Annotated in this window: 8 protein-coding genes and 1 pseudogene; 2 read left to right on the top strand and 7 right to left on the bottom strand. The window is 46.6% G+C overall.

Annotation, left to right across the window (positions count from 1 at the left end; translation table 11 throughout):
• The first annotated feature begins 44 nt into the window (after nt 1-44).
• Nucleotides 45-850: pseudogene (locus ACLFWI_RS17885) on the top strand (Uma2 family endonuclease).
• 424 nt (nt 851-1,274) lie between these two features.
• On the opposite strand, the gene ACLFWI_RS17880 reads toward ACLFWI_RS17885, so the two are convergent.
• The 6 genes from ACLFWI_RS17880 to ACLFWI_RS17855 all read right to left on the bottom strand — a co-directional run bounded on the left by ACLFWI_RS17880 (nt 1,275) and on the right by ACLFWI_RS17855 (nt 9,772).
• Nucleotides 1,275-1,862, bottom strand: coding sequence for a PEP-CTERM sorting domain-containing protein (locus tag ACLFWI_RS17880; protein WP_446414041.1), 588 nt, complete (start codon nt 1,860-1,862; stop codon nt 1,275-1,277).
• A 925-nt stretch (nt 1,863-2,787) separates the two neighbouring features.
• Nucleotides 2,788-3,441 (bottom strand): PEP-CTERM sorting domain-containing protein, encoded by a 654-nt coding sequence (locus ACLFWI_RS17875; RefSeq protein ID WP_446414040.1) that lies wholly within the window; start codon nt 3,439-3,441, stop codon nt 2,788-2,790.
• Nucleotides 3,442-4,204: 763 nt separating this feature from the next.
• Entirely contained in the window at nt 4,205-4,954 is a 750-nt protein-coding gene (gene hpsJ-A / locus ACLFWI_RS17870) for an HpsJ-like protein, cyanoexosortase A-associated (RefSeq protein WP_446410010.1), read from the bottom strand.
• A 282-nt stretch (nt 4,955-5,236) separates the two neighbouring features.
• Entirely contained in the window at nt 5,237-5,446 is a 210-nt protein-coding gene (locus tag ACLFWI_RS17865; RefSeq protein WP_446414039.1) for a hypothetical protein, read from the bottom strand.
• On the bottom strand, nt 5,446-6,336 hold the full coding sequence (gene crtA / locus ACLFWI_RS17860; protein ID WP_446414038.1) for a cyanoexosortase A: 891 nt from the start codon (nt 6,334-6,336) through the stop codon (nt 5,446-5,448). The genes ACLFWI_RS17865 and crtA overlap by 1 nt, the downstream gene beginning before the upstream one ends.
• A 34-nt stretch (nt 6,337-6,370) precedes the next feature.
• Nucleotides 6,371-9,772: a DUF4347 domain-containing protein gene (locus ACLFWI_RS17855; protein WP_446414037.1), complete on the bottom strand. Its 3,402-nt coding sequence runs from the start codon at nt 9,770-9,772 to the stop codon at nt 6,371-6,373.
• Nucleotides 9,773-10,045: 273 nt separating this feature from the next.
• Between ACLFWI_RS17855 and ACLFWI_RS17850 the strand changes: the two genes are divergently transcribed.
• Nucleotides 10,046-10,555: a DUF4149 domain-containing protein gene (locus ACLFWI_RS17850; protein WP_446410006.1), complete on the top strand. Its 510-nt coding sequence runs from the start codon at nt 10,046-10,048 to the stop codon at nt 10,553-10,555.
• A 179-nt stretch (nt 10,556-10,734) separates the two neighbouring features.
• Here ACLFWI_RS17850 and ACLFWI_RS17845 read toward each other — a convergent pair.
• On the bottom strand, nt 10,735-11,393 hold a 659-nt coding region (locus ACLFWI_RS17845; protein ID WP_446414036.1), incomplete at its 5' end, for a hypothetical protein.

Raw genomic sequence — 11,393 nt, 5'->3', positions numbered from 1 at the left:
CTAGGCTAACCTAACACTATTACAGCCAGCTCAAGGAAATTCCCATGTCAACCTCTACAACTGGAGACATACAATCAACTCCTATATCGGCTGTGGACTGGGAAACCCCTGTACCACCAACAAACTTGATTTTTGATGATGGAGAACCTTTGGAAACCAACCGTCACCGCATCGCGATGAATGCCTTAATCCGGTCAATGCTAGTAGCAATGGCGGTGGCAATATGTTTATATACTACAGTAGCCAGCAGATTCGCGATCGCGATTTTAGAGGACCAGATTTCTTTGTGGTTTTGAATGTGGATGGTGAGCGAGAACGCCAAGGCTGGGTTGTTTGGGAAGAAAATGGTCGCTATCCTGATGTGATTATCGAACTCATGTTGCCATCTACCGCTGCGATGGACACAGGTGTGAAAAAAGATATCTATGAGCAAACTTTTCGCACTCCTGATTATTATGTGTTTAATCCATTTGATCCCGATTCTTTGCAGGGTTGGCGCTTAGATTTAGAGCGAGGCTACCAGGCGTTGAATCCTAACCCTCATGGGTGGCTGTGGTGTCAGCGCCTCGGTTTATGGTTGGGAACTTGGCAGGGAACTATTGAGGATAAACCAGGAATATGGCTACGATTTTATGACCAACAGGGTAATTTAGTGCTTTTACCTGAAGAAGCGGCTTTTCGAGAAGGCGCGTTGCAGCAGTTGTTGCGTTTACTTGCGGTTCGATTTGGTCAGATTCCGGTTGAGGTAGAGACAATGTTAAGAACACAGGATATTCGTCAATTGGAACGTTTAGTGGAAGTCGTTTTGGATGTGGAGTCCTTAGAGCAATTTACTAACCAGTTATCTTAATTTGTGTAGCAATATACGCTTAAAGAGTCGATTACTTGTAGGGTGAGGAGAGCGCAGCGTAACGCACCATTCGTAACGCATCATTGCTCAAGGTATCGGTGGGTTACGGCGGATACTTCACTGAATGGTTATTGTCTTGATTAAACTCCCGCCTAACCCACGATGGCGGACTGACACAGCTAAAATTGTGGAATAGATATTACCATTGAATCGGGCGCATGTCTATGCGCCCCTACGGTTTCGGGGCGTGATTCTAATTCATCAAACAAGGTGTACCACGCTACTACGAAACTGATGACAAAAGACAAAGGACAAATGACAAATGACGAATGACAAAAAAATAACCCCTTCTGCTTGACTCTACAGAAGGAGTTTACTGGGCTTCTATTCTGTGTAAACTCGGAGGGAATTACTTGAGGCTCAATTAAGCCTTGTTGTTCTTTTTGGACTGTTGGCGCTTGAGCAAACCACCGATTCCTAGAGCGGTAGCGGAACCTAGGATAGTGAGGGGTTCGGGAACAGCCTCAGGATCAGTAACGGGTTTGGGTGCTTGATACACTGTGAAGTGAGATAAACCAGGGTGACCACCACCACCGTTTACAAGCCCATCAGTATTCCAGTTACCACTGATAACACCATCCAGTTTATAGGCACTGAAGGAATTACCGCCCTTGAGGGCAACCATTATATTAGTAGTACTAAAATCGATGCCTGTAAGACTCCAGCCTCCTGATGTACCGCCACCAGTAACTGTCAAACCATCATCAACGCCACTATCACTATCTACTTTAAATAGTTCTGACCATGCATCGACACCAAATAAACCATCTAGGACTTGATTAGAATCGTTACCCTTAAAAGCACCTTCACAAGCTACAGAGCCACTTAGGTCTGAAGTGCTACACGAATTTGATAAAGATGTTAAGGCGGCTTGAGCAGGAGAGAAAGCTGAAGATGCAACTACAACACTAGCAGCGGCTAAAACAGAGGGAACGAGAGAAGAGAATTTCATGTCAATACTCCTTAGGACTAGATAACTCGATTGCTGAAGCGTTTGGACTGATTGGCTTCGGCGTGTTTGCTTTTCTATATTCACACTATAAGGGACTGCACTTAGGTGTTGGGTAAAGTGGCAATGAAGAATCAGGAAAATTGTGTAAACTTCCTATAAAGATTAATCCCAATAAGATTCAAGTCCTTATTGGATAAGGGTTTTAGAGTTTTAGATAATTCTCCGAATTTCTACCATTTTGAGGAAAAATCGCCCTAAATAAGAAGCACAGAATGCTTTTTTGACCCAGGAAGACTAAGCTGTTCGGCATTTTAATCTTAATATCAATAATGATGAAATCCTTGTAGTGTGAGCATCTTGCTCACTACTAATACCCCCTTTAAATGTATGACAGCTTACCTCTACTCAATTTCAAGACGTGACTTATGGGGGGTTGAGTCTAGAGCCTCGACTAGAAGCGATATCGTATTCCCACAGATTTTGGTTTAACTTGCAATCAATCCTAAGCTAGAAACCAGAAACCCGCACAAATAGCGAGCGAGACGCAAAGCCTGCGGCATGGCTTCGCTTAACGCACTACTGTTCTCTCTGTCTCTTGCTCCCACCCTACAAACTAAAAATCCAGCTCAATTGGAACGTTGAGTAGAAGTCGTTCTGGATGTGGAATCCTTCGAGCAATTCATCAAGCAGTTATAGCAGTAGACACATCGATTAGGACAAGCGAACTGTTGTAGAGACGTTCCGGCGGAACGTCTCTACCATAAGATGTGTCCTAACCACTATGGCGGTTGCTATATCTTAATAACGTTCTATAAAAACCAATGACAAATGACAAAGGGCGAATGACAAAAAATTACCCCCTCTGCTAGACCAACAGAAGGAGTTTTCTCTACTTATAGAGTCACTCTAATTGTGCGCGATGAGATTAAGCTTTGTTCTTGTTGTTCTTTTTGGACTGTTCGCGCTTGAGCAAGCCGCCAATTCCCAGAGCTGTGGCAGAACCTAAGATGGTGAGGGGTTCGGGAACAGCCTCAGTAGGAGCAACAGCAGCCAGTTTGGTGCTACCTTGTCGATTGTCTCCTAAACTGGTTAAGCGGACTCCAAATTCCTGACCCAGAAACTGATCCAGTGTTACGTCAGAGACGGTAAACATGGTAGAGGTAATAAAATCACTTCCCATACCTGGAGTGCCGATTTCTAAACCAACATCAAAGGGTGCAAGAGTACCACCACCGTTGAGATTATTGCCACCTCCAAGGTTATTTACATTGTTGGCGTCTTGCTGAGTTTGAGTGATATCGCTACCCGTTATCGTGAGTGGGAGCAATGAATCATTAGCTACGTCAAACCAGATTCCACGGAGATCGCCGCCGTTATTAACGCTGCTATCAACATCCACTGTAAATTTAACATCGCTGCCAACTTCTTCAAGACGAAAATCTACCTTACCCGCCGATTGATCTCCGAAAGGATTGGCGCTAAAGGTGACAAATGCTGCATCAGCAGGATTGAAGGAAGACATGGCGACGGCGACGCCAGCAGCAGCTACAACAGAGGGGACGAGAGAAGAAAATTTCATGGTATGTACTCCTTAGGACTAGTTAACTCAATTCAAGAGCCATATAATTGCAAGATGTGAGCAAATCTCTTGAATTCTTTGCCAGATATGGCGTTGAGCTTCATTGAATTCGCTCTATAGTTCAATATAAAGTAACCTTCGATACATGTCTGTAAAGCTTCGATGAAGATATCCGGAAATTCCCTGATAAATGTTTAAAGTTTTGATGAAGATGTCGGAGATTCCCGTAAAAATCCGGTAAAAATGGCGACATTATTCCGGCTGAAAACCAGGTATAGTTAGGTTTTGAGTATTAGACGCTGCTGAATAAGGCTTCCTAAGCCTACCACGAGACTTATTCCGCAAACCCTACTGGACTGACACAGCTAAAATTGTGGGATAGATTTTACAGTTTGATGGGCGCACGCTATCATCCGTTTCAACTTAAGACTTTGTATGACTAGCGCTCAAAGTTTAGATCCCCCTAAATCCCCCTTAAAAAGGGGGACTTTGATTAATTTCTGGTTCCGCCCTGTTGAAGTTGATTAATTTCTGGTTCCCCCCCTTTGAAGTTGATTAATTTCTGGTTCCCCCCTTTTGAAGGGGGGCTAGGGGGGATCTCTGATTAAGTAAGGGTTTCAGCCTTAAGTTGACACCAATGGTCTCGTCCGACAGTGATTATCCCCTACCAACTCATGCCCTATTCATGTAGAGACGCGCCATGGCGCGTCTCTACTGCCAGGTTATCTCTGGCAATCCGCATCTTCACGCAGTAAGGCGCGGTTCATGAATCGCTACGTCTTGCCCAACCGGTTAAGCGCCAGATACTAACAAACAACGCCCCAGACACCAAAGCGCCCAGATTCCACTTCACCGAATTCTCTAACAACCGCAAAAACTGAGACTTCTTCTGGGATTGAGCTTCCTCCTGCATCCGAGTCTCACCCTGTTCCAAAAATGTCGAAACCTGCTCCTTCACCTCAGCTAACTGCTCAGTACCTTGAATCTGTGGCGTGCGCCCTTGACTATCCAATTGACTAATCAGAAACTGCATTTGTTCTACAGTCGTCGCTTGTCCTAGCGCCTCTCTCACCTGTTGAATTTGCTCTTGGCGCTGTTCAACTTGCTGAGTAATTTGCTGCGTGTTCCGCGCGTTCAGCCGTATCGTATTCACAACACCCAAGGGAACCAGCAAAAAGAACAAAATCCCCACCAGCAAAGCCAACCAGGACAAAATATTCAGAATCAGAGGTTCCCAACGGGTGCGTTGATCCCGTTCTCCTAAAAACACTAGCGCCAATCCCAGCAACGGTACGGGCACCCGTTCCACCAATTGCCCAAGCGTCTGAAATTCCCAAGCGGGATTCATAAACAGGGGAGGTACAAATATTTCTACGACATCGAAGAATGCCAAAATCAATAACCCATAGCCTACCCACCGCACCACTCCAATTGATTTGGATAAACCGGCGCTAAACTTCCAGAGTTGATCAATGGCTGGAACAAACTTATCTTTTTCTTCTGATTGCGTCATGGTTTTAATTATCGGTTATTTGTCATTCGTCATTTGTCATTTGTCATTTGTCATACTCGCTCCCTTGAGAAGCAGACTACCTCTTATGTCCGACATAATGATCACAACTAATTCATTGGTTAGCAGACTAATGACGTTTAACGTTCAATAGATTATCTCTTTTTCCCTACCTCTGGAAACAGATTGTCTAAATTATGAGGGGTAAGTTGTTCGGCATTTAAACCATAATGTCAAGCATTGGGAAATTCTTGTGAGCATCTTGCTCACTACCTATACACAATTTCAATTCATGTCAGCTTCCGAATGTAAAGAGGTGCCGTAGCCCATCTCTACCGACGGCTGCAACACCAGGGACTCAACCCTAGGAAGCCTAGTCGCTGACTTTCCTTGCCCTTTCTCAGCCAGAGTTGCCAGAATGACTTTCAGCAACACCACGAGAACGACACCAAAAATCAGCGCTAACACAAAAATCCGCACCTGTTTCCAGGACATTATGCCTCCTCAGTCTCCGGAGAACTTGTATCCTCCATCCGCAGCAGCAACCAGTAAAACACGCCGAAAACCATCACGGAAATCATACCAAAGACCAGAGAGCCTTCGCCCTCATGCCAGTATTTAAAGGCTTCCATATTTTGGGCATTTGCCAGCACCGCCATTAAAGCAACCCGGAAGCTATTGACGACAAACCCGACAACCAACGCCATGATTGGTACGAAATACTGCTTGCGCCCAGCGATGGGAAACATGATTAGGCAAATCACCGATAGTCCCAGCACATAGGTCATTGCTTCCATGCCGGAACAGCCATGATACACCTTAACGCCACCATCAGGCAGGTTAATAAAGACCTTATCGTACAGATAGACCTGAAAACCCATATACCACAGCATAAACGCCGAAAATTTAGCTGTGATCGGCGAGATATCTGGTAGAAATGAGGCAATTGTCGCCGGTCCACCGAGAAAAAAGAGGATGGTTATTTCTTGCCAGTATTGTTTGAATCCTTTAAACCCAGAGGCAAGTAACGCGACACCAATGGCAGAAATAAACGGTAGCAGCCGCAGTAAGGGTGCCAGCCTTTGCACATTTTCATTGGTTAGCCTCAACCCACTGATGCTGGCACTATAGGAGAGGACAAAACCAATGACTAGCGCTCCAACAATGCTAGGGAGGACTCCACTTTCTAGGTTTAACTCGTGGCGTTTACCCCACAGCAGGGAACCGACAGCTAGCCAAAACAAAACACTCATGCCGAGTTGGGCTTCATCTCCGGCTTTCCAACTGAGTGTCATGTAAATGGCAACTAAGCCAGCGGCTATGGCAAGAAGCCAGTAGGGGGGGATTTTTAATCGTTGCAGGGGTGTGAGAGAGGTCGCTTTCATGGTGATTTTGGGTAGAAACGATTAGAGATTAAGATTAACCAAACTGAAGCCGTATCCTTACATTAAAGTCGAGATCATCATCATTTGTCAGGTCTGTCCAGGCAAATTCATTGGGGGACAGTCGCCAGAAATTATCGCTCCCATTTGGGTTAGCGGCAATTAATGAGAAAAAGGCTAAGGGCGAATTCCCTAGTAAATTGTCGGGATTCTCCCGTAAAAACTGTTCCGTTGTGCCATTTGGGATCAAATACCATCCCAAAGCGCGATCGCTCTCCACATTCAGTGTCCGTTGCCCATTCCCTGTCTCTCCCGGTGCAACGATAACCTGGCGATTCGGCTGAGAAAGGGCAGTTGCAGCATATCCTGGATCACCGGGGAACAAATTACCGATTTGTCCATTGGGCTGATCAAACAAAAATAAACCTAGTTCATGATTGATTTGGTTATTTTGTGCCATCCAGTTTAAAATCAGGGGTCTGATTTCCTCCAAATCCCCTGACACCGTCCAATCAGCGTTACTCACATTGAAGACAACATCATTAAAATCCTGATCCCCGCCACCCGTGAGATCTTCCCAAGCCAGTTGCACCATCCCATCCCCCAACTCGGTACGTTGAACATGGTTAAACTGATCCGGATTTGCCGCCGTGACGGAGAAAAAGGCAATGGTTTCCCCATCTAGACGATTATCGGGATTCTGCGCCAGCCAATCGGCTGTGGTACTATCCTGAATTAGATAAAACACCCAATAGTCTCCCGCCTCTAGGCTTAAATCCACACCCTTACCCACATTTTCACCTCGGGCAAATAATACCTGGCGTTCGGCACGGGTTAAGGCTTGCTGGGCATATCCGGGATCACCGGGGCGCACGCCATTCACCGTTCCCATCGCATCATCGACTCGCAAGACACCGACTTCATTTTTAAACTGGGCTTCTCGGAACGTCCAGTCAAACTGTAAGCGCACCGCCTCTTTTGGGGTTCCGCCCACTTGAAAAACGCCCTGAGTGGAACCAAGTTGTGCCAGATCCACTAAACCAACGGGTAGAGTAGGTGTAGGTGTTGGTGTTGGTGTTGGCGTTGGGGTATCATCAACATCCGCGATCGCAATCTCAAAGCCTTCTTCAAAAGAGAAGCCATCGGCATCGGTACTGCGGACAGTAATCTGATAAATCTGATTTGTCTCAAAGTCTAATTTAACACCATCGGCAACGAGCAATTGATTTTGCGCGATCGCAAACCGTCCTCCGGCATCATCAATTAATGTGTAAGTATGGCGATCATCCGTATCTGGGTCAATCGTCGAAAGCTGACCCACAACCGTCCCCGATGCCGTATTTTCGGCGACAGTTTGATTATCTAAACGAATCGCTGTGGGTGGATTGCCAATCGGAGTGGCTGGACTTTGCCAAACCGAGAAAAAGGCATCCTCACTTCCACCCGAAGTCCCCTGAAGCGGATTAACCGTAATCATATTCGTACCCGCATTCGTGGACACCATCGCCCGGATATCTCCAAACACCGCCACCCCATTCACCTCAGAACCCGATGGATTACCTCCCGACCAAAGTCCCACCAGTTCCCTAGCTTGAAAATCCTCACTTACAGCAATCACCGCCCCTTCAAAGCCACTGTAGGGTCCTACAGCAGTGCCATTAATTCGCAACTCGTCACGATTGGGTAAAGAAGCACCCGCTTGACCCCCAATATAAACTCTGCCCTTGGCATCCGCCGTAATCGCATTAATCGCAAAGGAATTCCCGTTACCACTGGAAAGGCGGGTGAGGAAAATCTGACCCTGATCCAGAGTTCCTGTCGCCGGATTCAAGCGGGCAAAATAGGCAAATTTCCCGCTACCACTGTTCGAGGTGTTCGTGTAGTTGTCGATATTCACATTACCAGCCGATTGGGTGATCATTTGGGGATCGCGTTGAAAAACACTATTCCCGCCATCCAAACTACCGGCAAAGTAAAGCTGATTATCTTCTCCAATCGCTACCCGTAAACCACGAGTATCTGCGCCTAAATTCTCTGCGGCGGCTTCATTGGCAGAAAAATTATAATTTTCCCAGTTGATCTCACCTGTGTAACTATAGCTGCGGAGTAGGGGAAGCTGTAAATTGGCACTCACCTGTCGATATCCGGTAACAAATACCGATGAAGTATTACTGTCAATTGCCACATCTGCAATCCGGGTTCCTGGGACAGTAAAGTTACCGATGGGAGTCCCCTGTGGATTATAAACCGTCACCTGTTTATCTGCGAGGACAGCAACTTGACCCTGCCCCGCCACGGCGACTCGTTGGGCGCTACCGGGATTGGCACTCCAGAGAACTTGGCTGGCGTCACTGTTGAGGGTTTTAACGCCAAAGTCACCAACAACGGTTATATTGCCATTGTTGCGATTGATATCCAAGTCATCCACATCAGCACCCACCTGAGTTACTGATAGTCTCGTTTGTCCCGTCGAATCCAAACGGATAACTGTCCCCTGTCCATCGGCTAAACTCTGAGTCGGTGTTAGATCAAAATTCCCGCCAATCACAATGGTTCTGTCTGGGGCAATTTCCACTGCATTGCCACTATCATCCCCACTTCCCCCCAAAAAACTGGCACTATTGACGGTTAAATTATTATCCACCGCATCCAGTACCGCCTGATACGCCGACTGCGCCCACTTATGCAACGCCAAGTCTGATTCAATCGTCCCCTGAGATACTTCCAACTCCCAGTTACCGCCCAAGGCTGCACTACCCGTGCGATCGCTAGAAGCGGCGACATCTGCCCCTGTCAACCGACTCACCTGTTCGATGAACTGCTTTCCTGACGCGGTTGCTGCCAGATTACAGCCATAGAACAGAATATCAGCCTCTGATGTTAATGCCCCTGCCCAAGTTTGCAACTGATTGGCATAAGTATTCAGTGTATCCAGGTTCAATTCTCCTGCGCCTAATTGCAAACCAGCCGACATACCATGGGAGATAATCTGAACACTGGAGAGTCCTTGACGTTTTGCCAATACCTGAGTAATTTGGCTAACTCCATCTTGATTGGGTGTCAGCCTAACCACCTCAGCCCCAGGGACAACCCCAGCCACTAAGGTTTCAGCGTCTGCAATCCCGGCGTCTACGAATACTAAAGTACCGTTGTGGGCATTTCCCAGATCCAGCCCAGTGAGGACATCTCGCCCCGTTGATTCTTCTGATTTAGTTAAGCGGTGTTCTAGGAACGGAACTACCCCTTCAATGTCAATAACCGGAATGTCTGGAAATGATGATCCCTCTGGGATATACGCCTCACCGATGGGGCTGCGATCGCGGTTTGGTCTACCATTGACTCCCTCGATTTGATTAAACCCTAGTCCCTCTGAGTATCCCGATAAAATGTCCGCCTCAGCGGATACTCCCAATCCTGTTCTTGGTTCTATTAATTCCATCTGCACTCTATCATCGCCATTGCCAATCCAATCTAGCCTGAGGCATTAGGAAAGTGTGTAGGGGCGGGTTTCACTACTATCGTTGCTTCCCTCACCCAGATGTAACTAAACCCGCCCCGCCTTCCTTGTCTCCTAACGAATGACAAATGACGAATGACAAATGAAAACTTTAAAAAACGCAACATTATCGCAAGTGCTTCGCAAGAATATTTTACATTTTTTTGCTCTGATCTTGGTTAAGCTAAAAATAACAGAGGAATTCAAGGAAAAATTATGAATGCTATTTTAGGGACTAGCACAAAGCGACCCACCTGGCAAACGATTGCTCTGTTTGTCTTGGGTCTGTGGTTAAGTAGTAGCTTTATTCTAGACTTCGTGATCATGCCCACACTGGGAACGGCTGGAATGTTGAACGACGCCAGTTTTGCCAGTGCGGGTTATTCGATTTTCTGGATGTTTAATCGGATCGAGTTACTCTGTGCCGCTTTAGTTTTAACCAGCCTTTTGGCAATACGTGGCACATCTAATCTCTATCATCATGTCAGACGCTGGTCGATCCTATTATCTGGGCTTCTGTTAGCAATTGCTATCATTAATACCTACATCATGACGCCCCAGATGAGCGCTCTAGCGATGCAACTGAATCTGTTTGAGCCAGCAACGGGTATGGCAAGCGGAATGGTTGAGATGCATGAAGGCTATTGGTTGCTAGAAGCGATTAAATTAATTGTCGGTGCGACTGTATTGGCTTGGTGTTATCACGATTCGCGAGAAATCGCTTAACAAGTTTTACCATTGAACCACCATCTGTAGGGGCACGACATGTCGTTCCCCTACACTGTCTTATCCCAAATCCGGGTTAGCTACCCCCGTTATAACCTAGTCCGCGCAGGCGGACTTTGTTTGTGTAGCAGCGATTTCAATCGCCTCCTCAAAAGCGGTTAAATTAATTGGCAATCCTACTAACGAGGAGTACAACTCGGTCCAGCAATTGTTCCCACCACTACATCGGGACCTTTAGCCGCCACATCAACTGTACCAACCGTCCATTGACCATTCAGGGTAACTGAAAAGATACCGTCTTGAAACCCAGCCCCCGTTTGCCACTTAATCCCGCTCAATCGCGCATTCGGATCAGGATTTACGATTTCTCCTCGTGGCGAACTATTCACTATCGCCGCACAACTGGGAATCTCTAACACCCAGTTACTTAAATCTTGGGCTTGAGGCAATTCTTCCATCCGGTATATCCACACTGAGGTATTACTGCTACTGTAACGAACACCCTCGAAAGTAATTCGATAGCCGTTACTCAGGGTGACAGACTGGTTTTGGTTGGTATTGGCAACTGTAGTCGCTCGACTAGCATTTCTGTCATCCGTTTGTCTATTATCGACCTGCACGGGTTGATCACGCTCTATGCGCTCTATTTGTAACGTGTCATCGGACAATTGACAGCGTTGAACTGCATCAGATGCGAGTTGCGCTCCCCGCAGGCGACGTATCCCGACTTCTAATTCACTTAAATCTTCTTGTAAACCGCAATACTGAACTTGCAAAGTCTGTAATGTCTCAGCTTCCACTGTCTTGCGCTCTTCTAACTGACGCAGTTCAGTTCGAG

It is taken from the genome of Coleofasciculus sp. (genome assembly GCF_046539235.1).
Taxonomy (GTDB): domain Bacteria; phylum Cyanobacteriota; class Cyanobacteriia; order Cyanobacteriales; family Coleofasciculaceae; genus Coleofasciculus.
Note: the sequence above shows the minus strand (reverse complement) of the source record. Positions and strands in the feature narration are given on the sequence as shown.

Excerpts from the sequence above, each read along its gene's own strand:
- ACLFWI_RS17880 (WP_446414041.1), bottom strand. The coding sequence starts at position 1,862 with ATGAAATTCTCTTCTCTCGTTCCCTCTGTTTTAGCCGCTGCTAGTGTT.
- ACLFWI_RS17875 (WP_446414040.1), bottom strand. The coding sequence starts at position 3,441 with ATGAAATTTTCTTCTCTCGTCCCCTCTGTTGTAGCTGCTGCTGGCGTC.
- hpsJ-A (WP_446410010.1), bottom strand. The coding sequence starts at position 4,954 with ATGACGCAATCAGAAGAAAAAGATAAGTTTGTTCCAGCCATTGATCAA.
- ACLFWI_RS17865 (WP_446414039.1), bottom strand. The coding sequence starts at position 5,446 with ATGTCCTGGAAACAGGTGCGGATTTTTGTGTTAGCGCTGATTTTTGGT.
- crtA (WP_446414038.1), bottom strand. The coding sequence starts at position 6,336 with ATGAAAGCGACCTCTCTCACACCCCTGCAACGATTAAAAATCCCCCCC.
- ACLFWI_RS17855 (WP_446414037.1), bottom strand. The coding sequence starts at position 9,772 with ATGGAATTAATAGAACCAAGAACAGGATTGGGAGTATCCGCTGAGGCG.
- ACLFWI_RS17850 (WP_446410006.1), top strand. The coding sequence starts at position 10,046 with ATGAATGCTATTTTAGGGACTAGCACAAAGCGACCCACCTGGCAAACG.